Origin of the sequence: Adlercreutzia faecimuris (genome assembly GCF_022669055.1) — a bacterium.
In the GTDB taxonomy this organism is placed as follows: Bacteria; Actinomycetota; Coriobacteriia; order Coriobacteriales; family Eggerthellaceae; genus Enterorhabdus; species Enterorhabdus faecimuris.
Genome location: NZ_JAJMLW010000003.1, coordinates 323,205 through 346,636 on the forward strand (window position 1 = coordinate 323,205; position 23,432 = coordinate 346,636).

25 protein-coding genes and 1 tRNA gene are annotated in these 23,432 nt (G+C 70.5%); 25 read left to right on the top strand and 1 reads right to left on the bottom strand.

Annotated features, from left to right (window positions below; genetic code table 11):
* The first annotated feature begins 6 nt into the window (after positions 1–6).
* From rpmG to map, 7 genes are all read left to right on the top strand, one after another.
* A complete protein-coding gene (rpmG, locus tag LPT13_RS09320; protein WP_160710262.1) occupies positions 7–156 on the top strand; it encodes a 50S ribosomal protein L33 in 150 nt (49 codons plus the stop codon).
* Between the two features lie 24 nt (positions 157–180).
* Positions 181–257, top strand: a tRNA-Trp gene (locus LPT13_RS09325).
* A gap of 79 nt (positions 258–336) precedes the next feature.
* On the top strand, positions 337–738 hold the full coding sequence (gene secE, locus LPT13_RS09330) for a preprotein translocase subunit SecE (protein WP_242165929.1): 402 nt from the start codon (positions 337–339) through the stop codon (positions 736–738).
* Positions 739–741: 3 nt separating this feature from the next.
* Positions 742–1,272, top strand: coding sequence for a transcription termination/antitermination protein NusG (gene nusG, locus LPT13_RS09335; protein WP_242165931.1), 531 nt, complete (start codon positions 742–744; stop codon positions 1,270–1,272).
* Between the two features lie 107 nt (positions 1,273–1,379).
* Positions 1,380–1,880 (top strand): 50S ribosomal protein L11, encoded by a 501-nt coding sequence (gene rplK, locus LPT13_RS09340; protein ID WP_242165933.1) that lies wholly within the window; start codon positions 1,380–1,382, stop codon positions 1,878–1,880.
* A 69-nt stretch (positions 1,881–1,949) separates the two neighbouring features.
* A complete protein-coding gene (rplA, locus tag LPT13_RS09345) occupies positions 1,950–2,660 on the top strand; it encodes a 50S ribosomal protein L1 (RefSeq protein ID WP_242165935.1) in 711 nt (236 codons plus the stop codon).
* A 280-nt stretch (positions 2,661–2,940) separates the two neighbouring features.
* Positions 2,941–3,711 carry a type I methionyl aminopeptidase gene (gene map / locus LPT13_RS09350; RefSeq protein WP_242165937.1) on the top strand — a complete coding sequence of 257 codons (771 nt, stop codon included), beginning with the start codon at positions 2,941–2,943 and terminating at the stop codon, positions 3,709–3,711.
* Positions 3,712–3,821: 110 nt separating this feature from the next.
* Here map and murJ read toward each other — a convergent pair whose 3' ends face one another.
* Complete coding sequence (gene murJ / locus LPT13_RS09355) at positions 3,822–5,873, bottom strand: murein biosynthesis integral membrane protein MurJ (RefSeq protein WP_242165939.1); 2,052 nt, start codon at positions 5,871–5,873, stop codon at positions 3,822–3,824.
* A gap of 65 nt (positions 5,874–5,938) precedes the next feature.
* Between murJ and LPT13_RS09360 the strand changes: the two genes are divergently transcribed.
* The 18 genes from LPT13_RS09360 to proB all read left to right on the top strand — a co-directional run bounded on the left by LPT13_RS09360 (position 5,939) and on the right by proB (position 23,405).
* Positions 5,939–6,925, top strand: coding sequence for an NAD(+)/NADH kinase (locus tag LPT13_RS09360; protein WP_242165941.1), 987 nt, complete (start codon positions 5,939–5,941; stop codon positions 6,923–6,925).
* A gap of 247 nt (positions 6,926–7,172) precedes the next feature.
* Positions 7,173–8,021, top strand: coding sequence for a 30S ribosomal protein S2 (gene rpsB / locus LPT13_RS09365; RefSeq protein ID WP_242165943.1), 849 nt, complete (start codon positions 7,173–7,175; stop codon positions 8,019–8,021).
* Positions 8,022–8,086: 65 nt separating this feature from the next.
* Positions 8,087–8,953, top strand: a complete 867-nt coding sequence (tsf, locus tag LPT13_RS09370; protein WP_242165945.1) for a translation elongation factor Ts — start codon at positions 8,087–8,089, stop codon at positions 8,951–8,953.
* Positions 8,954–9,022: 69 nt separating this feature from the next.
* Positions 9,023–10,297, top strand: a complete 1,275-nt coding sequence (gene murA, locus LPT13_RS09375; RefSeq protein ID WP_242165947.1) for a UDP-N-acetylglucosamine 1-carboxyvinyltransferase — start codon at positions 9,023–9,025, stop codon at positions 10,295–10,297.
* A gap of 12 nt (positions 10,298–10,309) precedes the next feature.
* The gene (locus LPT13_RS09380) at positions 10,310–11,830 is read left to right on the top strand and encodes an LCP family protein (RefSeq protein WP_242165949.1); all 1,521 of its coding nucleotides are present in this window, start codon (positions 10,310–10,312) and stop codon (positions 11,828–11,830) included.
* Between the two features lie 61 nt (positions 11,831–11,891).
* Positions 11,892–12,125: a NifU family protein gene (locus tag LPT13_RS09385; protein WP_242165951.1), complete on the top strand. Its 234-nt coding sequence runs from the start codon at positions 11,892–11,894 to the stop codon at positions 12,123–12,125.
* 75 nt (positions 12,126–12,200) lie between these two features.
* On the top strand, positions 12,201–12,491 hold the full coding sequence (locus LPT13_RS09390; RefSeq protein WP_242165953.1) for a hypothetical protein: 291 nt from the start codon (positions 12,201–12,203) through the stop codon (positions 12,489–12,491).
* 94 nt (positions 12,492–12,585) lie between these two features.
* Complete coding sequence (locus tag LPT13_RS09395; protein ID WP_242165955.1) at positions 12,586–12,804, top strand: CpXC domain-containing protein; 219 nt, start codon at positions 12,586–12,588, stop codon at positions 12,802–12,804.
* 1 nt (position 12,805) lies between these two features.
* On the top strand, positions 12,806–13,663 hold the full coding sequence (gene lgt / locus LPT13_RS09400) for a prolipoprotein diacylglyceryl transferase (protein WP_242165957.1): 858 nt from the start codon (positions 12,806–12,808) through the stop codon (positions 13,661–13,663).
* A 159-nt stretch (positions 13,664–13,822) separates the two neighbouring features.
* Complete coding sequence (locus LPT13_RS09405) at positions 13,823–14,203, top strand: desulfoferrodoxin family protein (RefSeq protein ID WP_242165959.1); 381 nt, start codon at positions 13,823–13,825, stop codon at positions 14,201–14,203.
* Between the two features lie 270 nt (positions 14,204–14,473).
* On the top strand, positions 14,474–14,971 hold the full coding sequence (gene rpmE, locus LPT13_RS09410; RefSeq protein ID WP_242165961.1) for a 50S ribosomal protein L31: 498 nt from the start codon (positions 14,474–14,476) through the stop codon (positions 14,969–14,971).
* A 290-nt stretch (positions 14,972–15,261) separates the two neighbouring features.
* The gene (locus tag LPT13_RS09415) at positions 15,262–16,605 is read left to right on the top strand and encodes a glutamine synthetase family protein (RefSeq protein ID WP_242165963.1); all 1,344 of its coding nucleotides are present in this window, start codon (positions 15,262–15,264) and stop codon (positions 16,603–16,605) included.
* A 2-nt stretch (positions 16,606–16,607) separates the two neighbouring features.
* A complete protein-coding gene (locus LPT13_RS09420; protein ID WP_242165964.1) occupies positions 16,608–17,282 on the top strand; it encodes a winged helix family transcriptional regulator in 675 nt (224 codons plus the stop codon).
* 193 nt (positions 17,283–17,475) lie between these two features.
* Positions 17,476–20,103, top strand: coding sequence for a DNA polymerase I (gene polA, locus LPT13_RS09425; RefSeq protein WP_242165965.1), 2,628 nt, complete (start codon positions 17,476–17,478; stop codon positions 20,101–20,103).
* Positions 20,104–20,188: 85 nt separating this feature from the next.
* Entirely contained in the window at positions 20,189–20,509 is a 321-nt protein-coding gene (rplU, locus tag LPT13_RS09430) for a 50S ribosomal protein L21 (RefSeq protein ID WP_160709271.1), read from the top strand.
* 21 nt (positions 20,510–20,530) lie between these two features.
* On the top strand, positions 20,531–20,782 hold the full coding sequence (rpmA, locus tag LPT13_RS09435; RefSeq protein ID WP_160709269.1) for a 50S ribosomal protein L27: 252 nt from the start codon (positions 20,531–20,533) through the stop codon (positions 20,780–20,782).
* A 98-nt stretch (positions 20,783–20,880) separates the two neighbouring features.
* Positions 20,881–22,272 (top strand): GTPase ObgE, encoded by a 1,392-nt coding sequence (gene obgE, locus LPT13_RS09440; RefSeq protein WP_242165966.1) that lies wholly within the window; start codon positions 20,881–20,883, stop codon positions 22,270–22,272.
* Positions 22,269–23,405, top strand: coding sequence for a glutamate 5-kinase (gene proB / locus LPT13_RS09445; RefSeq protein ID WP_242165967.1), 1,137 nt, complete (start codon positions 22,269–22,271; stop codon positions 23,403–23,405). Before obgE ends, proB begins: the two co-directional genes overlap by 4 nt.
* Positions 23,406–23,432: the final 27 nt, after the last annotated feature.

Below are 23,432 nucleotides of genomic sequence, written 5' to 3' on the forward strand. Positions count from 1 at the left end.
GAATTCATGCGTACTCTGGTCACCCTGGCGTGCACTGACTGCAAGCGCCGCAACTACACGACCAAGAAGAACAAGCAGAACAATCCTGACCGCATCGAGTTCAAGAAGTACTGCAAGTGGTGTGGCCATCACACCCTGCACCGTGAGACTCGATAGAGGTTCAGGCGAAGAAACAGGCATAGGCCAGTAGCTCCAATTGGTAGAGCGGCGGTCTCCAAAACCGCATGTTGGGGGTTCGAGTCCCTCCTGGCCTGCCAGCTTGTTAACTGCGAGCAGCCCGAGCGAGGCTGCTTGTTTGGCGTTTAGACGTTTTACGATTTTCCGATAAGGAACTCCATGGCAAAGAAATCCAAGACACAACGAGCGAAGGCGTCTGCTGCCCGCCAGCAGCGCAAGGCCGAGCGCGACACCGAGGTGCTCGTCGAGGAGGTCGCCCCGGAGCCGGAGGAGAAGCCCAAGAAGGGCCTCTTCAAGAAGGCCGAGGACAAGCCTGCCGAGGCCCCGGAGCCCAAGAAGGCGGCCAAGAAGGCCGACGAGAAGCCCAAGAAGAAGCGCTTCCAGTTCCTTCGCGACGTGAAGGCCGAGATGAAGCGCGTCACGTGGCCCACCCGCACCGACGTCCTGCGCTGGACCGGCGTCGTGGTGGTCGCCCTGCTCTTCTTCGGCGTGTTCGTCGCCCTGCTCGACAATGTCATCATCACGCCGCTGCTGGTGCTGATCTCGGGAATCGGAGCCTAGGCCATGACTAAGAAGTGGTATGTCCTGCACACCTACTCGGGCTACGAGAACAAGGTGCGCAAGAACCTCGAGACCCGCATCGAGACGATGGGCCTCGAGAACAACGTCTTCGGCATCGAGATCCCCACCGAGATGGTGACGGAGATCAAGGACGGAGGCCGTCGCGTCGAGAGCGAGAAGAAGGTGTTCCCGGGCTACGTGCTCGTGCGCATGGAGCTCGACGACCGCAGCTGGGCCGCCGTCCGCAACACGCCGGGCGTCACCGGCTTCGTGGGCAGCCAGGGCAACCCCCAGGCGCTCACCCGCGACGAGTACAACAAGATCATGAAGCGCACCAGCCGCGAGGCACCCAAGAAGACGTCGACCAGCCTCGAGGTGGGCCAGTCCGTCAAGGTGGTCTCCGGCCCGCTGGCCGAGTTCGACGGCATCGTCTCCGAGGTGTCGCCCGAGGCCGGCAAGGTCAAGGTCATGGTCTCCATCTTCGGCCGCGAGACCCCCGTCGAGCTCTCGTTCGACCAGGTGGCCAAGATCTAACGTTGAACACATTAAGCGCGATGGGCGCCCGCGTGGACCGGGGCTTCTCGCCGATCGGGCTTTTGTGATAGAGAGAGTATCCGCTTACATCTGAAAGGTAGTCACAGATGGCTGAAAAGAAAGTCACCGGCTTCATCAAGCTGCAGATCCCTGCCGGCGCGGCCAACCCGGCGCCTCCCGTCGGCCCGGCCCTGGGCGCCCAGGGCGTCAACATCATGCAGTTCTGCCAGGCGTTCAACGCCCAGACGCAGGATCAGTCCGGCACCATCATCCCCGTCGAGATCACCGTCTACGAGGACAAGTCCTTCACCTTCGTGTGCAAGACCCCTCCGGCGGCCGTGCTCATCAAGGAGAAGCTGGGCATCCAGTCCGGCGCCGGCATCCCGCAGCTCCAGACCGTGGGCACCCTCACCGTCGACCAGCTGCGCGAGATCGCCGAGATCAAGATGCCCGACCTCAACGCCAACGACATCGACGCCGCCATGGAGATCGTGGCCGGCACCGCCCGCTCCATGGGCGTGCGCATCGAGGGCCGCGAGATGAAGAAGAAGTACGTGCCGTCCCGCAAGGTCGCGGCCATGCTTCAGGGCAAGTCGATCGACGAGTAGCCTCGCCGTCGACGTAGCTAGTCAGTGGAAGGGCTGGAAGCGCCCGCCATCACCACGAAAGGAACCGCAATGACCAAGAAGTCCAAGAAGTACCTCGCCGCCGAGGCGCAGATCCCCGAGGCGCCCGTCGCGCCGCTCGAGGCCATGAAGCTCCTGAAGGAGATCTCCACGGCCAACTTCGACGAGACCGTGACCGGCGACTTCCGCCTGGGTATCGACACCCGCCAGGCCGACCAGCAGCTGCGCGGCACCGTGAGCCTGCCCAACGGCTCCGGCAAGACCGTCCGCGTGGCCGTTTTCGCCGAGGGTGAGGCCGCCCGCGCCGCCGAGGAGGCCGGTGCCGACATCGTGGGCACCGACGAGCTCATGGCCCAGATCCAGGCCGGCGAGTTCAACTTCGACGCCGCCGTGGCCACCCCCGACCAGATGGGCAAGGTCGGCCGCCTGGGCAAGATCCTCGGCCCCCGTGGCCTCATGCCGAACCCCAAGCTCGGCACCGTGACCAACGACGTGGTCAAGGCCATCAACGAGCTGAAGGGCGGCCGCGTGGAGTACCGTGCCGACCGCTACGGCATCGCGCATGTCATCCTGGGCAAGGCCTCCTTCACCCCGGAGCAGCTGGCCGAGAACTACGGCGCCGTCTACGACGAGATCCTGCGCATGAAGCCGGCCGCGGCCAAGGGCAAGTACGTGAAGTCCATCACCGTCTCGGGCACCATGACCCCGGGCGTGGCCGTGGACTCCTCGATCACCCGCGCCTACACCGAGGCCGCCGAGTAGCGAATACCTCTCACATCACCTGGGAAGGCCCCGCATCATGCGGGGCCTTCCTGCGTTCGGGGGCGGATGCGCCCGCGGCGGCACCGGCGGCCGCCGGGCGCGCGGGCCGCGCGGTCGCCGCCGGCCCGGCACGCAGGGGGCGGCCGCCGCCGGCTCTCGGAGCGAACGGGGCGGGCGAGCGTGACGGCGGCCCCGGGGCGGGCGGGGCCCGGTGCTATACTATCCCGCGACGTGGAGGGGCGCTGCGGGCGCCCCTCCCAGCCTTCGGGAGGGGAGCGCCATGATAATCAAGAAGTCGCCGGCCGAGATCGAGGCCATGCGCGAGGCCGGCCGCGTGTCCGCCAAGGTCCTGCGCGAGGTGGGCGCGCTCATCAAGCCGGGCGTCACCACCGCCGAGCTCGACGAGTTCGCCGAGGCCCTCATCCGGCTGGAGGGCGGCATCCCCGCCTTCAAGGGCTACGGCGGGTTCCCCGGCTCCATCTGCGCGTCCGTGAACGACCAGATCGTCCATGGCATCCCCTCGCGTAAGGTGGTGCTCAGAGACGGCGACATCATCTCCATCGACACGGGGGCCATCGTGGACGGCTGGGTGGGCGACAACGCCTGGACCTACGCGGTGGGGAAGGTGTCGCCTGAGAAGCGGCGCCTGCTGGAGGTGACGGAGCAGAGCCTGTGGGCGGGCCTCGACGCGGCGCGCCCCGGCAACCGCCTGGGCGACATCGGGCACGCGGTGCAGTCGGTGGCCGAGGCGGCCGGCTTCGGCGTGGTGCGCGAGTACGTCGGCCACGGCATCGGGCGCGACATGCACGAGGATCCCAACGTCCCCAACTACGGCCGCAGGCACACCGGCGTGCGCCTGGAGCCGGGCATGGTGCTGGCCATCGAGCCCATGGTCAACGCCGGCACCCACAAGACGCGGCAGATGCCCGACGGCTGGCTCGTCTGCACGCGGGACGGGCGCCCCTCGGCGCACTTCGAGAAGACGGTCGCCATCACCGAGGACGGGCCGGTCATCCTCACCACCGAGGAGGGGCACCGCCGTCCCGTGTAGGGACGCGCCCGGGCGCCGAGGCGGGCGCACGCGTGCCACGGTTCGCCACGCGCCGGCCGCGGCGTATCGCCGAGTCCCCCTGGCCCGTCGCCCCGTCGGGGCGACGGCGCCTAGCGATGCAGGCGGCGGCCCACCTTGGCGGCGATGGCGGTGACGAAGGCGGCCTCGGGCAGGTTCAGGCGGATGGCGGGCCCGAAGGCGGCCGCCAGCGCCGCCACGCCGCCCGCGGCCAGGTAGGCCAGCGCCTGAGGCACCGACCCAGTGAGCGGCCCGAAGGCGGCCTGGAGGGCCCAGAGCACCGCCCCGCCCGCCACGGCGCCGGCCAGGCCGAGCCCCACGCTGCGCAGCGCGGCCGCCGCCAGCGCGCCGAGCCCCATGGGCCCGTAGTGGCGGCGCAGGTAGGCGAAGGCGATGAGGTCGCCCACCACGTAGGACACGACGGTGGATGCGGCGATGGCCTCGAGCGTGACGGGGTAGCCGTGCTGCACGCCCCAGGCCGCCCCCACGGTGACGGCCACCTGGGCCGCCACGGCTACGAAGTTGACGATCGAGAACACCCCCATGCGGCGGATGCTGCTGAACACCTTGTTGAGGTAGGCGTTCACGCCGTAGAACGGCAGCGCCACGGCCATGACGGCCAGGTAGCGGGCGATCTGGGCGATGCTGTCCTCGGTGAAGGCGCCGATGTGGTAGAGCGTCACGAGCGGCGTGGCGAACACGGCCAGGCAGAACGCCATGGGCACCATGAGGAAGGTGATCTGCCCCGTGCCGTCGATGATCCCGCGCACCACGCCGCGCTCGTCGCCGTCGGCCTGCATGTCCGAGAGCTCCGTGAACATGGCGGTGGTCACGGGCACGGCGAGGAACGAGTAGGGGAAGGTGAACCACAGGCGCGCGTAGGCGATGACCGACGGGCCGTTGTCGGCGAAGCAGTACGACGCCGCGTTCTGGGCCGACACCGTGGCGAACGAGCACACGGTGACGAAGAGGGCCGGCGCGCCCAGGGCGAGCGTCTCGCGCAGGGCCGGGTCGCGCAGGTCGAGGCGCGGGCGGATGCGGATGCCGTTTCTCCGCAGGGCCGGCACCTGGATGGCCATCTGCACGAACACCCCGAGCGGGTTGCCGATGGCGATGGCGTAGAAGGCCCCGACGGGGTCGTGCGGGGCGATGGCGGCGTAGGCGATGAATGACGCGATGACGATGACGTTGTTGAACACCGGCGCGATGGACGACCAGAAGTACTCGCGGTTGGCGTTGAGCAGGCCCGACACCACCGACGAGCAGCCGTAGAACACGATCTGGATGGCGAAGAACTGGAAGAAGAACACCGCGAGCGCCATCTCCTGCTGGTCGGAGTAGAACGTCTGGGTGAAGATGACCTGGGCGGGGAAGAGCATGCACAGCGCCGACACGACGCCGAGCAGCACGACGACGATGGTGAGCAGGTTCGAGGCGTAGGCGTTGCCCTGCTCGGCGCCGAGCTTCTTCTTCACGCTCAGGTACACCGGCAAAAACGCCGTGACGAGCATGCCGCCCATGACCAGCTCGTAGAGCATGTTGGGCAGGTTGTTGGCCACCTGGTAGGAGCTCGACACGAAGGTGGCGCCCAGGGCGAAGGCCATGGCCCAGGTGCGGGCGAAGCCGGTGACGCGAGATATGATGACGCAGATGCTGATGAGCGCGGCCGACGCCCCCACGTCGCGGGAGGCGGCCTCCTCGGCCTCGTCGGCGGCCCGGGCGGGCTCCGGCTCGCGGATGGGGGCCGGGGCGGGGGAGGGGCGCCGGGCGTGGCGCGCCTCGCGCTCGGCCAGAAAGTCGAGCAGCTCGACCTCGTCCAGGTCGAAGGCCTGCTGGCGCAGCGTGCCGTCGGGGTCGGTGCGGTCGAGCCCCGCGTGGCTGCCGATGATGGGGATGGCGCCGGTGAGGCCCGGCGCCGGCGCGGCGGCGCGCGGCGGCCGCTCGGGGCCGCGGTGGCGCCCGCGCGCCGCGGGACCCTCCACGCCGGGGCCCGCGGGGCCGGGGGAGGCATGGCGGGCCCGGCGGGCGTCGGCGGCGCGCTCGGCGTTGAGGCGGGGGTTGTTGCGCGGGCCCGCGGGCGCGTGCGGGGCGCGGGCGGTGTCATCGCCGCGGGTATGTCTGCCTCGCAGGGGCGTCTGTGGCATCGTGGGGGCCTTCGCGCGCATCGGATATAATGCCCCATCATAGCAAAAGCGGAAAGACGGCCCCCATGTTCATCCTCATCGTGCGTAATAACTCCAATCCCCAGGCCACGGACGCGTCGCTGCTGCTGGGCGCCTACCTGGGCAGCCAGGGCATCGGCTACGCGCTGGTGGACTCGCGCGAGCTGGGCAACGACGCGCTGCGCGCCGCGGTACGCGAGCGGCTGCCCCAGGCGGCCGACCTGGCGGTGGTGCTCGGCGGCGACGGCACCATCCTCCAGACGGCGCACCTCCTGGCCGGGGCGGAGGTTCCCGTCCTCGGCATCAACTTCGGGCGCCTGGGCTTCCTCGCCAACGGCAGCGACGGGGGTGTCGTGCCGCTCGTGGCCGCGGCGCTCGCCGGCGAGGCCACGGCCGAGCGCCGGGCCGCCCTGCGGGTGGACGTGGCGTGCGACGGCGAGCCCGACCCCTTCGGCGAGGGCGAGCTGCCCGACGAGCCCCTGGCCGCGGCCTGCGACGAGGCCTGCCGGGCCGAGGCGGCCCGCGCCAGCGAGGCCGACCCCCACGGCGGCTTCGGCGTGAGCCGCCTGGGACTGTGCGGCGCGCGTACCTTCTACGCCCTGAACGAGCTGGCGGTCACCCGCGGCGCCATGGGGCGCATCATCGAGTTCTCGCTGGGGATATCCGGGTCGACCGTGGCCCAGATGCGCGGCGACGGCGTGGTGGTGGCCTCGGCCACGGGCTCGACCGCCTACGCCCTGTCGGCCGGCGGCCCGCTCGTGGCGCCGGGCTTCCAGGGGCTCGTGGCCGTGCCGCTCGCGCCCCACACCCTGCACACCCGCGCCATCGTCACCGGCGAGAGCGACGTGGTGGAGGTGACCCTCGACGACAAGGACGCCTTCCGCGAGGCGACGCTGTTCGCCGACGGCGAGCTTTTGCTGTTCGAGCGGCCGGTGCGCCGCGTCTACGTGCGCCGATCGGCCCACCCCGTCACGCTGCTGCGCGTCGGCGGCGACGCGTTCTACGACCGCGCCTCGTCGGTGTTCTTCCGCTAGGCCCGCGCCCCGGCGCGCCGCGGCTCCGGGCGTCGGGAGCGCGACGTGGCGGGATTGTGCGCTTTGGCCGCGTAGGAGCCGCTTCTCCTTGCATTCGGGGGCCCGTCCTGCTATCTTAGGCGGGCTGCGTTCACGCGCGGCGAAAACTATCACGCATGCTCGCGCGACCCGAGCCGCCAGTGGCCACCGGAAAAGGCTGCGGTATCGGGGATGACCGCGGGCAGAGGACTAACGAATGGAGAAAGCAATGGCGAAAGTCAGCATCACCACGCTGCTCGACGCGGGCAGCCACTTCGGTCACCAGACCCGTCGCTGGAACCCGAAGATGAAGCCCTACATCTTCGGCAACCGCGGCGACATCTACATCATCGATCTCAAGCAGACGCTCATCGGCCTCGACCAGGCCTACAGCTTCGTGTCCGACCTGGCTCGCAAGGGCGGCACCATCCTGTTCGTGGGCACCAAGAAGCAGGCCCAGGAGGCCGTCGCCGACGCCGCCAACCGCTGCGGCATGCCCTACGTGAACAACCGCTGGCTGGGCGGCATGCTCACCAACTTCGTGACCATCCGCACCCGCGTGAACCGCATGGAGGAGCTCGAGGCCATGGAGGCTGACGGCCGCATGGCGCTGCTGCCGAAGAAGGAGCAGATCCTGCTGCGCAAGGAGCTCTCCAAGCTCCAGGCCAACCTCAACGGCATCCGCAACATGAAGCGCGTGCCTGACGCCGTGTTCATCATCGACACCAACCGCGAGGAGATCGCCATCCACGAGGCCCAGCGCCTGGCCGTGCCCGTGGTCGGCACCCTCGATACCAACTGCGACCCCGATGACGTCGACTACGGCATCCCGGCCAACGACGACGCCATCCGCTCGGTGCGCCTGCTGGCCGACTTCATCGCCGACGCCGTCATCGCCGGCTCCGGCGCCGAGGTGACCGTGGCCGAGATGGCCGACGGCGCCGTCGTCGCCGAGGTCGAGACCGCGCCGGTCGAGACCGCCGCCGACGTGGCCGCCGAGGCCGCGACCGAGGCTGCCGTCGAGGCCGTCGAGGAGGGCCCGAAGGACGTCGAGGCCTCCGAGACCTTCGCCGAGTAACCGCCCTGCCCGGGGCGCGCGAGCGCCCCTCACCTTCCGAACGCATCGCGAGAAAGGAGCCCACCGTGGCTAACATCACCGCTTCCATGGTCAAGGAGCTGCGCGAGATGACCGGCGCCGGCATGATGGAGTGCAAGAAGGCGCTCGCCGAGGTCGACGGCGACCTGGAGAAGGCCGTCGACGTCCTGCGCACCCGCGGCCTGGCCGCCGTCGCCAAGAAGGCCGGCCGCGCCACCAACGAGGGCACCGTCATGACCGTGCTGTCCGAGGACTGCACCTCCGGCGCCATGATCGAGCTCAACTGCGAGACCGACTTCGTGGCCATCAACGACAAGTTCAAGGCCTACGCCGAGAAGATCACCCGCGCGGCGCTCGACGCCAAGCCGGCCGACCTGGACGCCCTGCAGGCGGCCGAGGTGGACGGCGAGGCCGTGTCCGCCATCCTCACCGACTGCATCCACGTGATGGGCGAGAACACGAGCCTGGCCCGCTTCTCCGTGGTCGAGGCCGACGGCGTGTCCGCCTACATCCACGGCGGCGGCAAGATCGGCGTCCTGGTGACCTTCGCGCTGGAGGGCATCGCCGCCACCGCCGACGGGTTCCAGAAGTGCGGCCGCGACGTGGCCATGCAGGTGGCCGCCGTCAACCCCGTCTCCGCCACCCGCGACGACGTGCCGGCTGACGTGGTCGCCCACGAGAAGGAGATCTACAAGGCCCAGGCCGCCGAGTCCGGCAAGCCCGAGCACATCCAGGAGAAGATGGCCGAGGGCCGCATGGAGAAGTTCTACAAGGAGAACTGCCTCACCGAGCAGGCCTTCGTGAAGAACCCCGACGTCACCGTGGCCCAGTACGTCGAGCAGTGCGGCAAGGAGCTGGGCGGCACCATCGCCATCACCGGCTTCGTGCGCTTCGCCCTGGGCGAGGGCGAGTAGCCCCTCCCCGCACCGTCGCGCAACCAGGCCCCCGGCATCCGGGGGCCTTATCGTATGGAGGAGCAGGGCATGGCTGAAGAAATCATCATCGTCCGCGGCAACGGCGTCCTCACCGGGGACGTGACCGTCTCGGGGGCGAAGAACTCCGCGCTCAAGCTGATGGCCGCGTCGCTTCTGGGACGCGGGGCCTCGGTCATCCGCAACGTGCCGCTCATCTCGGACATCGAGATCATGGCCGAGGTGCTCGAGCGCCTCGGCGCCACGGTGCGCCGCGACGACCACGAGCTCATCATCGACACGGCGCCGGTGGACCGCTGCGAGACCCCCTACGAGCTCGTGTCGAAGATGCGCGCGAGCATCGCGGTCTTGGGCCCGCTCATCGGGCGGTTCGGCGAGGCCCACGTGGCCATGCCCGGCGGCTGCCAGATCGGCGCCCGCAAGATCGACATGCACCTGGTGGGGCTCGAGGCCCTCGGCGTCGAGTTCGACGTGGCCCACGGCGTGCTGGAGGCCCGCACCCCTCACGGCCTGCACGGCGCGGCGGTCACCCTCGAGTTCCCCAGCGTCGGCGCCACCGAGAACCTGCTCATGGCCGCCGTGGTGGCCGAGGGGCATACCGTCATCGAGAACGCCGCCCGCGAGCCCGAGATCGAGGACCTGGCCGCGATGCTCTGCGCCATGGGCGCCAAGGTGAGCGGCGCGGGCACCTCCATCATCGAGGTGGAGGGCGTGCCGCTCGAGTCGCTGCGCCCCTGCGAGCACACCACGGTGGGCGACCGCATCGAGGCGGGCACCTTCCTGGCCGGCGGCGCGCTCACCGGCGGCCCGGTGACCGTCCACGGCATCGACCCGGCCTTCCTGCGCATGGCCATCATGAAGCTGCGCGCCATGGGCTGCGTGGTCGACACGGGCGACGACTGGGTGCGCGTGAGCCGCGTGGATCCGCTCGCCCCCACCGACATCCAGACCCTGCCGCACCCGGGCTTCCCCACCGACCTCCAGGCCCAGTTCATGCTGCTGGCCTCGCGGGCCGACGGCATCTCGGTCATCACCGAGAACGTCTTCGAGAACCGCTTCATGTTCGCCGCCGAGCTCATGCGCATGGGCGCCGACATCCAGATGGAGGACCACCACGCCATCGTCCGCGGCGTCGACCGGCTCCAGGGCGCGCCGGTGTCATCCACCGACCTGCGCGCGGGGGGCGCCCTCGTCCTGGCCGGCATCGTGGCCGAGGGCGAGACCGAGGTGCACCACATCGAGCACATCGACCGCGGCTACGAGGACTACGCGGGCAAGCTGGCGTCGCTCGGCGCCGACGTGCGCCGCGTGGTCGTCGGCGCGTAGGCGGCCCGGCCGATGCTCCGGAGGAAGAAGAGGGGGTTCTCGCCCTCGCAGTCCAAGCGGATGTCGCGCTCGATGCACGCGTCGACCATCGGGACCCACGTGGCCCGCGACGGCCGCGCCCCGCGGGCCGGGCGGCCGGGCGGCCGCCACGCCAACGCCGAGAGCGTCGAGTTCTCTAACGCGCGCAAGCGCCAGCGGGCCGTGCGCGGCTACGTCGACCAGGTGACGCCCGCCACGAGCACCCGCGAGAGCGACGAGGCCTACGCGCGGCGCACGGGGCGGCGCGGCTACGTCCAGGAGATCCAGCACAAGAAGCGCGTGCGGCGCGTCACCTTCGCCGTGGCGGCCGTGGCGCTGGTGGCCGTGGTGGCCGTCGGCGTGGGCGTCTTCACGTACTTCGCGTCGTCGGACTCGCGGCTGTCGCTGGCCCACTCCAACGCCTCCGAGGCCCTCGTGGCCGCCGGCGAGGCCGAGCCGTCATATTTGCTGGCCGCCGCCGAGCTGGGCACCGCCACGGCGCGGGGTGGCGCCGACACCGAGTCCTACCTGCTCGTGCGCCTGGACCCGGCCAACCGCGTGCTCACCTTCCTCGCCATCCCCGGCATGACCGAGGTGCGCCTGTCGGACGGCGAGGCGCACCCGCTCTACGAGGCGACCGCCCTCGGCGGCGACGCCGAGCTGGTGCGCGCCGTGGCGGCCCTGGCCGGCGTGGACATCGCGCACTTCGGTCGCACCGACGCCGCGGGCATCACGCACCTGGTGGACATCGTGGACGGCGTGACGGTCGACGTGGCCGAGGAGGTCGACGACCCGCGGGCCTCCACCCGCCTCATCGAGGCGGGGGAGCGCACCCTCGACGCCCAGGAGTCGCTCGCGTTCCTCCGGGCGACCAACTACGCCACGGGCATCGAGCGCCAGGCGGCCAACCAGGTGGCGTTCTCGGTGAGCCTGGCCGACGAGGCGCTGTCCTCGGAGGGCATCGGGTTCGCCGCGCGGCTGGCCGACATGGCCGAGTGGGTGGAGACCGACTGGAGCTCGTCGCAGATCATGGCGCTCGGCGACGCCCTGCGCCCGCTTGGCACCGCCACCGTCTACTCGGGGCTCGTCCCGGGCCGCGTGGTCGACCGCGACGGGCAGGCCCGCTACGTGGTGAGCGACGCCGAGTGGGAGGCGATGATGGACGCCGTGCGCGCCGGCGGCTCGCCCCAGGAGCCCAACGCCGACGTGGCCGCGCTCGACCGCGCGTCGATCACCGTGGAGATCCGCAACGGCGGCGGCGTGACCGGCGCCGGCGCCAAGATGGGCGAGCTGCTCACGGCCGACGGCTATCAGGTGACCGACATCGGCAACGCCGACGACGGCGGCGTCTACACCGAGACGCTCGTCGTCTACAAGGACCCGGCCTACGAGGCCGCCGCCAAGGCCATCGTGGCCGACGTGGGGGCGGGCCGCGTGGTGAACGGCGGCGACTTCTACACGTTCGGCGATAACGTTCTGGTGATGGTGGGCCAGGATTGGGTGCCGGTGGTGTAGGGGGCCGGCCCGCTGTGCTATGATGCGCAGGAATTGACGAACCCCTTCGAAAGGAAGAACCATGGTAGAGAAGTCCGATGTGGCCGCCGTGCTCGAGCTCATCCGCCCCAGCCTGCAGGCCGACGGCGGCGACGTGCAGCTGGTCGACGTGACCGACGACGGCGTGGTGACCGTGGAGCTGCAGGGCGCCTGCAAGGGCTGCCCGATGTCGCAGATGACGCTCGCCAACGGCGTGGAGCGTATCCTCAAGGAGCGCGTGCCCGGCGTGACCAGCGTGGTGCCGGCCGACCTGTAGGCCGCGTCATACCGATCTGAGAGCGAGGGGTGGGCTTGCGGGCCCGCCCCTCGCGTCATGGAAGGAAGGGGAGGAATGGAGAAGTGCTGGGAGCGTCGCGGGTGCGACGAGGAGATGCAGGGCCGCTGCCCCCACAACCAGCCCGGCGAGCCGTGCCCGTCGGAGTGCAACTTCGCCGCCTGCGTCCGCAAGACCCACGTGGTCACCGACGACCTCGACCTCATCCTCAACCCCGACCGCGACTACGCGGCCGCGGTGAAGGAGGTCTGCCGCATCTGCGAGCACTTCCTCGTCCACGGCCCCGACCTGGCCGACCGCGAGGGTGAGGTGGAGCGCCCGGGCAACCCCAACCGCTTCCTGCTGTAGGCCCCGCGGGCCCGGCCGCGAGCCCCCGGCGCGGGGCCGCGGCCTTCTGCTACAATGGGCCGCAGACGGCGATCGAGCGGGAGGAGGTAGCGACGTGCATCAGGCGGTGACGTGCCCCGCGTGCGGCGAGGGCGGCCTGGACGTGGCTTCCTACGACTCCATGATGGTACTGCGCCCCGACGTGGCGCTCTTCTCGCTCACCTGCCCGCGCTGCGGCGCCAAGGTGTCGTCGCTCCAGCCCATCCCCGCCGCCCTGCGCGACGAGGTGCGCTTCGCCGCCATCGAGCTGGGCGCCGGCATGGGGCAGGGCTAGCATGCTCGACGCCCTCTACCACGCCATCGACCCCGTGGCCTTCTCGCTGGGGCCCCTCACCGTCCGCTGGTACGGCATCGCCTACGTGCTGGGCTTCGTCTGCGCGGCCCTCATCATCTGGCGGGTGGCGCGCCGCTGGCGCGTCGAGGTGGACGTCGACTCGCTGCTCACCATCATGATCTGCGTCATCATCGGCATCATCGTCGGCGGCCGGCTGGGCTACGTCCTGTTCTACGGCGACGGCTACTACCTGGCCCACCCGCTCGACATCCTCGCGTTCAACCAGGGGGGCATGAGCTTCCACGGCGGCCTTCTGGGCGCGCTTCTGTCGGGCATCCCCGCCGCGCGGCTCACGCGCATCCCGTTCCTCACCCTGGCCGACCTGGGCTGCATCGCGGCGCCGGTCGGGCTGTTCTTCGGGCGCTGCGCCAACTTCGTCAACGGCGAGCTGTGGGGCGCGCCCACCGACGCGCCCTGGGGCGTCGTCTTCGGCGGCGCGGCGGGGATGATGCCCCGGCATCCCTCGCAGCTCTATGAGGCGCTGCTCGAGGGCGTCGTCATCTTCTGCGTGCTCTACGCCCTGTCGCGCCGGGTGCCCCCGCGGCCCCGCGGCACCTTCCTCGGCGCCTTTCTGGTGATGTACGGCGCCTTCCGCTTCCTCATCGAGTTCGTGCGCGAGCCCGACGTGCAGCTGGGGTACCTCTGGGGCGGCTGGCTCACCATGGGCCAGGTGCTCTCGGCGCCGCTCATCCTGGCGGGCGTCGTCGTGCTCGCCTTCGCGTGGCGCCGCCGGCTGCCCCAGCGCGGCGTGGAGCCCGCCGCGGGCCCCGCGGGAGCCCCGCGCGCCCCGCGCGGTTGAGGTTACGGCGTGTAATCGGTCGCGCGGCGGGTTCCCGGGCGGGGGCGCGTCGCCGTACAATACTCGGCTGAGGGCCACGCCGCCCTTCCCGCCGCGCCCGACGCCGGCGGGTCGCGTCAACCCGGGGCTGCCCCGGACCTGCCGAGAAAGAGGTCTGCCATGGACATCAAGTTCTACAAGTGCGAGCACTGCGGCAACATCGCCGTCAAGGTCGTCGACCACAACGTGCCGCTGTTCTGCTGCGGCGAGAAGATGACCGAGCTGGTCGCCGACAGCACCGACGCCGCCACCGAGAAGCACGTGCCGGCCGTCACCCGCGAGGAGGGCCACATCCACGTCAACGTCGGCAGCGTCGACCACCCGATGCTCCCCGAGCACTGGATCCAGTTCATCTGCCTGGTCACCGACAAGGGCTACGAGGTACACCCCCTCACCCCGGAGAACCCGCCCGCGACCGACTTCTACGTGGCCGCCGGCGTCACGCCCCTCAAGGTCTACGAGTACTGCAACCTCCACGGCCTCTGGGTAGCCGAGCTGTAGGCGAGCCGTCGTCTCGGGCGCCCCTCTCCGGAGGGGCGCCTTTTCATGCAGGGGAGGCCCGTGGGCATGCGCGGGGCGAAGCGAGGGCTGCGCAGCTTCTGAGCGAAGCCCCGCACATGCCCACGGGCCGCCCGCCAGGTGAGGATTCCCCTTGCACCGCCCTTGCATTATGCGGGGGCGGTGCTATTATATGAAGGCTTGTGTCTCGCCTTGGTCGGAAACCAAGGCATCGATTCCTTGGTCGGAAACCAAGGAGACTAGGAGAAACCAATGAAGCAGGGAATTCATCCGGAGTACGTGGAGTGCGTCGTCAAGTGCAGCTGCGGCAACACCTTCACCACCCATTCCACCAAGCCCGAGCTGAAGATCGACATCTGCAACGCGTGCCACCCCTTCTACACCGGCACCCAGAAGCTCATCGACACCGGCGGCCGCGTCCAGCGCTTCGCCGACCGCTTCGGCTCCGCCAAGGACGTCGTCGCCGAGCGCGAGGCCGCCAAGAAGGCCGAGCGCGCCGCTAAGGCCGCCGAGCGCGAGGCCGCCAAGAAGGCCGAGCGCGAGGCCAAGGCCGCTGCCAAGGCCGAGCGTGCCGCCGCCTTCGCCGCCGAGGCCGCCAAGGCCGTCGCGGTCGAGGAGAGCGCCGTCGAGGCCGAGCGCGGCGCCGAGGAGACGGCCGCCGAGGCCGAGGCCGCCGCTGCCGCCACCGAGGGCGACGTGGCCACCGAGGCCGCTGCCGCCGAGGCCGCCGTGGACGGCGCCGCCGAGTAGCGCGACACCGCATAGGGCACGGGACGCCCGCCGGGCGCCCGCGAAGACGACCCGCCAGCCGGCGGGTCGTCCTGCGTCCGGGGGCGGGTGCCCGTCGCGCGCGTTCGTCGCCCACCCCTGCGCCGTCTGCCCCCGCCCTCACGCACCCTCCGCGGACGCGTCTGATCGAGCCGCGCCGTCTGCCCTCGCGCCCGCGCCGCCCCGCGCGGGCGCGCCTGTTTTCCCCTTCTGAAACCTGACGGTAACAGCAACGGCTATAATCGGGGCTTGTACCGAGGGAAGGGACTGCCATGGTGACGAACCCCGAGCAAGACTTCGTGCTGAAGACGATCAAGGGCCGCGACGTGCACTTCGTGCGCTTCTGGTTCACCGACGTGCTGGGCACCATGAAGTCCTTCGCCGTCATCCCCAGCGAGCTGGAGAACGCGTTCTCCGTCGGCATGGGCTTCGACGGCAGCTGCGTCGAGGGCTTCTCGTCGGGCCTCGAGTCCGACATGCTGGCCTTCCCCGACGCCGACACCTTCCAGGTGCTGCCCTGGCGCCCGGCCGCCAACGGCGTGGCGCGCATGTTCTGCTCGATCCGCACCCCCGACGGCGCGCCCTTCGAGGGCGACCCGCGCCACGTGCTCGACCGCGTGGTGCGCAAGGCCGCCGACATGGGCTACGTCTTCAACGTGGGCCCCGAGCTGGAGTTCTACTACTTCCGCACCCCCGATGCCACCGAGGTGCTCGACCGCGGCGGCTTCTTCGACCTGACCTCGCTCGACTCGGCGTCCGACCTGCGCCGCGACACCGTCCTCACGCTGGAGAAGATGGGCATTCCCGTGGAGTACTCGCACCACGAGGTGGGGCCCTCGCAGCACGAGATCGACCTGCGCTACGCCGACGCGCTCTCCATGGCCGACGCGGTGATGACCTACAAGCTGGTGGTCAAGGAGATCGCGCTCAAGCACGGCGTGTACGCGTCGTTCATGCCCAAGCCGATGGCCGACGCGCCCGGCTCGTCGATGCACGTCCACCAGAGCCTGTCCGACCTCGACGGCGCCAACGCTTTCTTCGACCCGGACGACCCGTCGGGCTGCAACCTGTCGGAGGTGGCCAAGCGCTATCTGGCCGGCATCCTGCGCTACGCCCCGGAGTTCTGCGCCGTCACCAACCAGCACGTCAACTCCTACAAGCGCCTCGTGCCCGGCAGCGGCGGCCCGGCGTGCCTCGGGTGGTCGCGCCGCAACCGGGGCACCGTGGTGCGCGTGCCCGGCTACCGGCCCGACAGCGAGGCCGGCTGCCGCATCGAGCTGCGCAGCCCCGACCCGGCCGCCAACCCCTACCTGGCCTTCGCCGCCATGCTGGCCGCGGGCCTCAAGGGCATCGAGGACGGGCTCGAGCTGCCCGCCCCCGTGGACGACGAGGACTTCTCGCGGATGACGGCCCAGCAGCTGCGCGAGCGCGGCGTGCCGCTTCTGCCCCAGACCCTCGGCGAGGCCGTGGAGCTCCTGGCCGGCAGCGAGCTCATGCGCGAGACGCTCGGCGAGCACATCCACGGCTACCTCGTGGCCGCCAAGCGCCGCGAGTGGGACGAGTACCAGCGCGCCGTGACCCCCTGGGAGCTCGAGCGCAACCTGGCGGTGCTCTAGCCATGCAGCGCAAGACGGTCATCTTCATCGCGGACAGCCTGGACAACGCGCACAAGTTCCAGCAGGTGCTCTCCGGCTTCGACGTGGACGTGGCGGCGGGCTCGTCAGTGCAGTTCAAGAAGCTGCTCGCCCAGCATCCCAGCCACGACCTGGTCATCTACGAGGCGCGTGGCGACGCGCTGGCCAACGTGGCGTCGGTGGAGTCGACGCTGGTGGAGGACGGGTCGGCGTCGATGCTCGTGATAGTGGGGGAGGACCAGCTCGGCGAGTTTCGGCTGCCGGTGCAGGTCAAGTCCGACTTCGTGGTGCACGGCGCCTCGGCCGACGAGTGCGCGGCGCGCATCCGCCAGCTTCTGTGGCCCGGCAACGAGGGCGGCGCCGGCGACTTCATCGCCGTGGACTCCATGACCATCAACCTGGCCACCTACCAGGTGAAGGTGGACGGCGAGCCCCTCGACCTCACCTACCTGGAGTACGCGCTTCTGGCCTTCCTGGTGACGCACCCGGGCCGCACCTACTCGCGCGACGCGCTGCTGCGGCGCGTGTGGGGTTTCGACTACTACGGCGGCAGCCGCACGGTGGACGTCCACGTCCGCCGCGTCCGCGCCAAGCTCGGCCCCGAGCTGGCCCAGCGCCTCGAGACCGTCCGCGGCGTCGGCTACCTCTGGAGCATGTAGCCCCTCCTCCGTCGCAAACGACGCCTCCGCCGACGGGGTTGCCATCATCCGCGCAGAAAGGCGCCCTCGGTTTCCGGGGGCGCCTTCTCCTTCTCGGAAGGTTTTCCCGCGGGGGTTGGGGCGCGCGGGGCGGGGCGGGGGCCCGGGGCGCTATACTGGACGCTCGACTGGCACGCGACCCGTAAGGATGCCCATGACGAAGAAGATCGCCGTCATCGACGGAAACTCGCTCATGCACCGCGCCTACCACGCGGTGCCGCCCACCATGAACGCGCCCGACGGCACCCCCACCAACGCCGTCTTCGGCTTCCTCGCCATGCTCCTCAAGTTCATCGACATGGCCAAGCCCGACGCGCTGGTGTGCGCCTTCGACGCCGGCAAGCCGGCCTTCCGCATGGAGGCCCTCGAGCAGTACAAGGCCCAGCGCCCGCCGATGGATGACGAGCTGCGCGTGCAGTTCCCCATCATGGAGGAGCTGCTCGGCGCCATGAACGTGCCGGTGGTGAAGGTGAAGGGCTGGGAAGGCGACGACATCCTGGGCACCATCGCCGCCCGCGACGAGGAGCTGGGCTTCGAGACCCTGCTCGTCACCGGCGACAAGGACGCCTACCAGCTGGCCAGCGGCGCCACGCGCATCGTCACCACCAAGAAGGGCGTCACCGACATCGCCATCTACGGCCCCGACCAGGTGGAGGAGCGCTACGGCGTCACGCCGGCGCAGTTCCCCGACTTCCTCGGGCTCATGGGCGACTCCTCCGACAACATCCCCGGCGTGCCGGGCATCGGCGCGAAGGGCGCCGCCAAGCTGCTCCAGCGCTTCGGCACCATGGAGGGCATCTACGAGCACCTCTCCGAGCTCAAGGGCAAGCAGCTCGAGAACCTGCGCGACAACGAGGACGCCGCCTTCCTCAGCCGCGACATCGCCACCATCGTGCGCGACCTGGACTTCGCCCTCGACCTGGAGGACGCGGCCTTCCCCTCGTTCTCGGCCGAGGCGGTGGAGGAGGCCTTCGGGCGCTACCAGCTGACGAGCCACCTTGCGCGGGTGCTCAAGCTGGTGGGCGCCGAGGCCACGCGCGCCGAGGCGCGGCTCGTGTGGGAGCCGGTGGTGGCCGGGGAGGCGGCCGGCCCCCTCGTCGCCGACGCCCTGCGCGCCGGCGAGACCGTGGGCGTGGCCCTCATGGAGCCTGAGCAGGTGTCGCTGTTCGACAACGCCGTGACCGGCGCCTTCGCCACCTCGCGCGGCACCGCCGTGCTCGCCGGCGACGAGGCGCTGGCCCTGTTCGCCCAGGTGGTGCGCGAGGGCTCCTTCGCCGTGCTCGACGCCAAGGAGGCCGTCCACCGCGTCTTCCCGGCCGACACGTCGCTGCCGGCGCTCGTCACCGCCGACGACCTGGCCGCCATGGACGCTTTCGACCTGGGGCTGGCCGGTTACGTGCTCAACTCGTCGGTATCGGCCTACACCCTCGAGGCGCTGATGGAGGCCCACGGCGGCGGGGCGCTGCCCGAGGCCGAGGGCGACGAGGCCCGCGCCGCCGTGGCCGCGGCCGCCGCGCGCCACCTGGTGGAGCCCCTGCGCGCCGCCATGGAGCGCGAGGGGTCGCTTAAGGCCTACCGCGACATCGACCTGCCGCTCGTGGGCGTGCTCGCGACCATGGAGCGCACGGGCGCGGCCATCGACGTGGAGCGCCTGGCCGAGATGGGCCGCGCCGCCCAGGCCGAGCTGGACGAGCTGTCCCAGCGCATCTTCGAGCTGGCCGGCGAGCCCTTCAACATCGACTCGCCCAAGCAGCTCGCGCGCATCCTGTTCGAGGTGCTGGGGCTCACGCCCCTCAAGAAGAACCAGCGCGGCTACTCCACCGACGCGAGCGTCCTGAAGGAGCTCGCCAAGGAAAGCGAGCTGCCGGCGCTCGTGCTGCGCTACCGCGAGCAGGCCAAGCTCAAGTCCACCTACCTCGACGCCCTGCCGCGCATGCGCGCCGGCGACGGGCGCGTGCACACCCGCTTCAACGAGACGGTCACCACCACCGGGCGCCTGTCGTCGTCCGACCCCAACCTCCAGAACATCCCCGTCCGCACCGAGCTGGGCCGCCGCATCCGCGCCTGCTTCGTGCCGCTCGAGCCCGGTGAGCTGTTCCTATCGGCCGACTACTCCCAGATCGAGCTCCGGCTGCTCGCGCACCTCTCCGGCGACGAGCACCTGGTGGCGGCGTTCAACTCCGGCGCCGACTTCCACGCCTCGACGGCGGCGCGCGTCTTCGGGCTGCCGGTGGAGGAGGTGACGCCCGAGCTGCGCAGCCGCGCCAAGGCCGTCAACTTCGGCATCGTCTACGGCCAGCAGGCCTACGGGCTGTCCCAGAGCCTGGACATCCCCTTCGGCGAGGCCAAGGAGATGATCGACCGCTACTTCGAGGCCTACCCCGGCGTGCGCTCCTACCTGGACGACACGGTGGCCCGAGCCGCCGAGGACGGCTTCGCCGAGACGATGTTCGGTCGCAAGCGCCATATCCCCGAGCTCAAGGCGCGCAACGCCCAGCAGCGCGGCTTCGGCGAGCGCACGGCCATGAACCACCCCATGCAGGGCAGCGCCGCGGACATCATCAAGATGGCGATGAACGAGGTCGACCGGCGCCTGCGCGAGGAGGGGCTGGCCGCCAAGCTGATGATCCAGGTGCACGACGAGCTGGACTTCTCGGTGCCCGAGGGCGAGGTGGAGCGCCTGGCCGCGCTCGTGCGCGAGGTGATGGAGAACGTGGTGTCGCTGGCGGTGCCGCTCGACGTCGACGTGTCGTGGGGGCCCACCTGGGCCGAAGCCCACTAAAAAAGCGGATCTTCCTGTTGACGGGCTAACTTTCAGCTGGTAAGATATCGCCTTGCGTTTAGTCACATTCAAGGAGATATATAACATGTACGCAATCGTAAAGACGGGCGGCAAGCAGTACAAGGTCGCCCCCGGTGACAAGCTGAACATCGAGAAGCTCGACGTCGAGCCCGGCGACAAGGTGGAGCTCGAGGCCATCTGCGTCGTCGACGGCGACAAGGTCGAGGCTGACCCGGCCAAGGCCGCGGCCACCAAGGTCGTCGCCACCGTCCTCGAGCAGTTCAAGGGCGAGAAGCAGCTGGTCTTCAAGTTCAAGAAGCGCAAGAACTACAAGAAGCTGCGCGGCCATCGCCAGCAGCTCACGCGCGTGAAGATCGAGTCCGTCGGCTCCGCTAAGGCCGAGTAGAAGGGCAAGGGAGGTTTAGACATGGCACACAAGAAGGGCTTGGGCTCTACCCGTAACGGCCGCGACTCCCGCGCTCAGCGCCTGGGCGTCAAGAAGTTCGGCGGCGAGTTCGTGAAGACGGGCAACGTCATCGTCCGTCAGCACGGCACCCACTTCCACCCCGGCGAGAACGTCGGCCGTGGCAGCGACGACACCCTGTTCGCCCTGTGCGACGGCACCCTGGAGTTCACCAAGGGCGTCAAGCGCAAGGTTCACGTCCGTCCGCAGGCATAAACGCATCCAGCCCGAACGACTGCGTATCATCTCTGTTATATAGGTGCCCTCTGCTCGCCAGGGGGCACTTTTCGTTACCACGGGCCGAAGGAGGTCCCATGTTCATCGACAAGGTGCGCATCCACGTGCGCGGCGGCAACGGCGGCGCCGGCTGCATGTCCTTCCGCCGGGAGGCCCACGTGCCCAAGGGCGGCCCGGACGGCGGCGACGGCGGCCACGGCGGCAACGTGGTCATCCAGGCCGACGCGAGCGTGTCCTCGCTCATCGAGTACCGCTTCAAGCACCACTTCAAGGCCGAGCGCGGCACCCACGGCAAGGGCAGCCGCATGCACGGCGCCCAGGGGGAGGACCTCGTGCTCAGGGTGCCGGTGGGCACCGTGGTGCGCGAGTACTTCGAGGACTCCAAGGAGACCGGCGAGCTCATCGCCGACCTCACCCACGACGGCGAGACGGTCACCGTGGCCCGCGGCGGCATGGGCGGCCGCGGCAACATCCACTTCGTCACCTCCACCCGCCGCGCGCCCGCCTTCGCCGAGCTCGGCGAGCCGGCCCAGGAGGGCTGGATCGAGCTGGAGATGAAGCTCATGGCCGACGCTGCGCTCGTGGGCATGCCCTCGGCGGGGAAGAGCTCGCTCATCGCCAAGATGAGCGCGGCGCGCCCCAAGGTGGCCGACTACCCGTTCACCACGCTGGTGCCCAACCTGGGCGTGGCCACGTCAGGCGACCTGTCCTTCGTGGTGGCCGACATCCCCGGCCTCATCGAGGGGGCGCACGAGGGGCGCGGCCTCGGGCACGAGTTCCTGCGCCACATCGAGCGCACGGCGCTCATCGTCCACATCGTCGATTTGACCGGCGACTACGAGGGGCGCGACCCGCTGGAGGACTACGACATCATCAACCGCGAGCTGGCGCTCTACGCGGCCGACCTGGCCGAGCGCCCGCGCATCGTGGTGGCCAACAAGATAGACGTGCCCGGCACCGAGGAGGTCTGCGAGCGGCTGGCCGAGCGCGTCCGGGCCGACTCGGTGGCGGCGGCCGGCGGCGACGAGTTCGCCCCGAGCCCCGTCGACCCCAAGCTCTACCGCATATCGGCGCTCACGGGCGCCGGCGTCGACTCGCTCAAGGCGGCCATCGCCACCAAGGTGCACGAGCTGCGCGAGGCCGCCCGCGACGCGGCGGCCGCCGAGGTGCAGTACGAGCACGTGTGGGAGCACCGCCGCGAGGCCCGCGAGGCGCGCTTCGACATCACGCGCGAGGGCGACGCCTTCCGCGTCACCGGCGGCCGGGTCGAGCGCATGGTCGTCCAGACCGACTGGGAGAACGAGGAGGCCGTCACGTTCCTGCAGCACCGCATGAAGCGCCTCGGCGTCGACGACGCCCTGCGGAAGGCCGGCGCCCTCGACGGCGACGAGATCCGCATCCTCGGCTACTCCTTCGAGTACGAGTCGCCCGAGGGGCACGTGGACGTCTACCAGGAGCTGGACCTGTGACGGGCGTCGAGGCCGGCGCCCCCCGGCGCCTGGTGGTGAAGATCGGGTCGTCCACCCTCACCACGGCCGACGGGCGGCCCGACTACGCCTACCTCGGCGTCCTGGCCGAGCAGGTGGCCGCGGTGCGCGCGGCCGGCTGGCAGCCGGTCATCGTGTCGAGCGGCGCCATCGCCTGCGGGCTCGAGGCGCTCGGGATCGAGGAGCGCCCGACGGACATGCCGAGCCTGCAGGCCGCGGCCTCGGTGGGCCAGGGCACGCTCTCGGCCGCCTACGCCGAGGCCTTCGGCGCGCGGGGGATGCTCACCTCCACGGTGCTGCTCACCCGGCGCGACACGGCCGACCGCACGGCCTACCTCCACGCGCGCGACACGCTCATGCGCCTGCTGGAGCTGGGCGTCGTGCCGGTGGTCAACGAGAACGACACCGTGTCGGTCGAGCAGATCCGCTTCGGCGACAACGACACCTTGGGCGCGCTGGTGGGCTGCCTCATCGACGCCGATCTGCTGGTGATCCTGTCGGACATCGACGGGCTCTACGACGACAACCCGCGCCGCAACCCCGACGCGCGCCTCATCGAGCGCGTCGAGCGCATCGACCGGTCCGTCATGGCCGTGGCCGGCGAGGCGGGCACGGCGGTGGGCTCGGGCGGCATGATCACCAAGATCAAGGCGGCCCGCGTGCTGATGGCGGCGGGCATCCCGATGGTCATCTGCCAGGGGCGCCGCCCCGGCGCCATCGTGGACGCGGCGGCCGGGCGCGCGGTGGGCACCCTGTTCACGGCGCCGGAGCGACCCCACGCCATCACGCCGCGGAAGCTGTGGATCGCCCTTGGCGACGCGGCGCGCGGCACCGTCACGGTGGACGCGGGCGCGCGCGACGCGCTCGTGCGCGGCGGCAAGTCGCTCCTGGCCGTGGGCGTGCGCGCCGTCGAGGGGAGCTTCGAGGCCGACGACATCGTGGACGTGGCCGACGGGGACGGGCACGTGTTCGCCCGCGGGCGCGCGGCGGCGTCGAGCGACCTCCTGGCGCTCGCGGCCGGGCGCACGCGCGAGGAGCTGGCGGCCAACGCCATCCTCGCCATCCTGGACGAGCGCCCGGTCATCCACCGCGACGAGCTGGTGCTGTTCGAGTAAGGCGGCGCGCCTGCGCGGGCGCGCCTG

Excerpts from the sequence above, each read along its gene's own strand:
- rpmG (WP_160710262.1), top strand. The coding sequence starts at position 7 with ATGCGTACTCTGGTCACCCTGGCGTGCACTGACTGCAAGCGCCGCAAC.
- secE (WP_242165929.1), top strand. The coding sequence starts at position 337 with ATGGCAAAGAAATCCAAGACACAACGAGCGAAGGCGTCTGCTGCCCGC.
- nusG (WP_242165931.1), top strand. The coding sequence starts at position 742 with ATGACTAAGAAGTGGTATGTCCTGCACACCTACTCGGGCTACGAGAAC.
- rplK (WP_242165933.1), top strand. The coding sequence starts at position 1,380 with ATGGCTGAAAAGAAAGTCACCGGCTTCATCAAGCTGCAGATCCCTGCC.
- rplA (WP_242165935.1), top strand. The coding sequence starts at position 1,950 with ATGACCAAGAAGTCCAAGAAGTACCTCGCCGCCGAGGCGCAGATCCCC.
- map (WP_242165937.1), top strand. The coding sequence starts at position 2,941 with ATGATAATCAAGAAGTCGCCGGCCGAGATCGAGGCCATGCGCGAGGCC.
- murJ (WP_242165939.1), bottom strand. The coding sequence starts at position 5,873 with ATGCCACAGACGCCCCTGCGAGGCAGACATACCCGCGGCGATGACACC.
- LPT13_RS09360 (WP_242165941.1), top strand. The coding sequence starts at position 5,939 with ATGTTCATCCTCATCGTGCGTAATAACTCCAATCCCCAGGCCACGGAC.
- rpsB (WP_242165943.1), top strand. The coding sequence starts at position 7,173 with ATGGCGAAAGTCAGCATCACCACGCTGCTCGACGCGGGCAGCCACTTC.
- murA (WP_242165947.1), top strand. The coding sequence starts at position 9,023 with ATGGCTGAAGAAATCATCATCGTCCGCGGCAACGGCGTCCTCACCGGG.
- LPT13_RS09380 (WP_242165949.1), top strand. The coding sequence starts at position 10,310 with ATGCTCCGGAGGAAGAAGAGGGGGTTCTCGCCCTCGCAGTCCAAGCGG.
- LPT13_RS09385 (WP_242165951.1), top strand. The coding sequence starts at position 11,892 with ATGGTAGAGAAGTCCGATGTGGCCGCCGTGCTCGAGCTCATCCGCCCC.
- LPT13_RS09390 (WP_242165953.1), top strand. The coding sequence starts at position 12,201 with ATGGAGAAGTGCTGGGAGCGTCGCGGGTGCGACGAGGAGATGCAGGGC.
- lgt (WP_242165957.1), top strand. The coding sequence starts at position 12,806 with ATGCTCGACGCCCTCTACCACGCCATCGACCCCGTGGCCTTCTCGCTG.
- LPT13_RS09405 (WP_242165959.1), top strand. The coding sequence starts at position 13,823 with ATGGACATCAAGTTCTACAAGTGCGAGCACTGCGGCAACATCGCCGTC.
- rpmE (WP_242165961.1), top strand. The coding sequence starts at position 14,474 with ATGAAGCAGGGAATTCATCCGGAGTACGTGGAGTGCGTCGTCAAGTGC.
- LPT13_RS09415 (WP_242165963.1), top strand. The coding sequence starts at position 15,262 with ATGGTGACGAACCCCGAGCAAGACTTCGTGCTGAAGACGATCAAGGGC.
- LPT13_RS09420 (WP_242165964.1), top strand. The coding sequence starts at position 16,608 with ATGCAGCGCAAGACGGTCATCTTCATCGCGGACAGCCTGGACAACGCG.
- polA (WP_242165965.1), top strand. The coding sequence starts at position 17,476 with ATGACGAAGAAGATCGCCGTCATCGACGGAAACTCGCTCATGCACCGC.
- rplU (WP_160709271.1), top strand. The coding sequence starts at position 20,189 with ATGTACGCAATCGTAAAGACGGGCGGCAAGCAGTACAAGGTCGCCCCC.
- rpmA (WP_160709269.1), top strand. The coding sequence starts at position 20,531 with ATGGCACACAAGAAGGGCTTGGGCTCTACCCGTAACGGCCGCGACTCC.
- obgE (WP_242165966.1), top strand. The coding sequence starts at position 20,881 with ATGTTCATCGACAAGGTGCGCATCCACGTGCGCGGCGGCAACGGCGGC.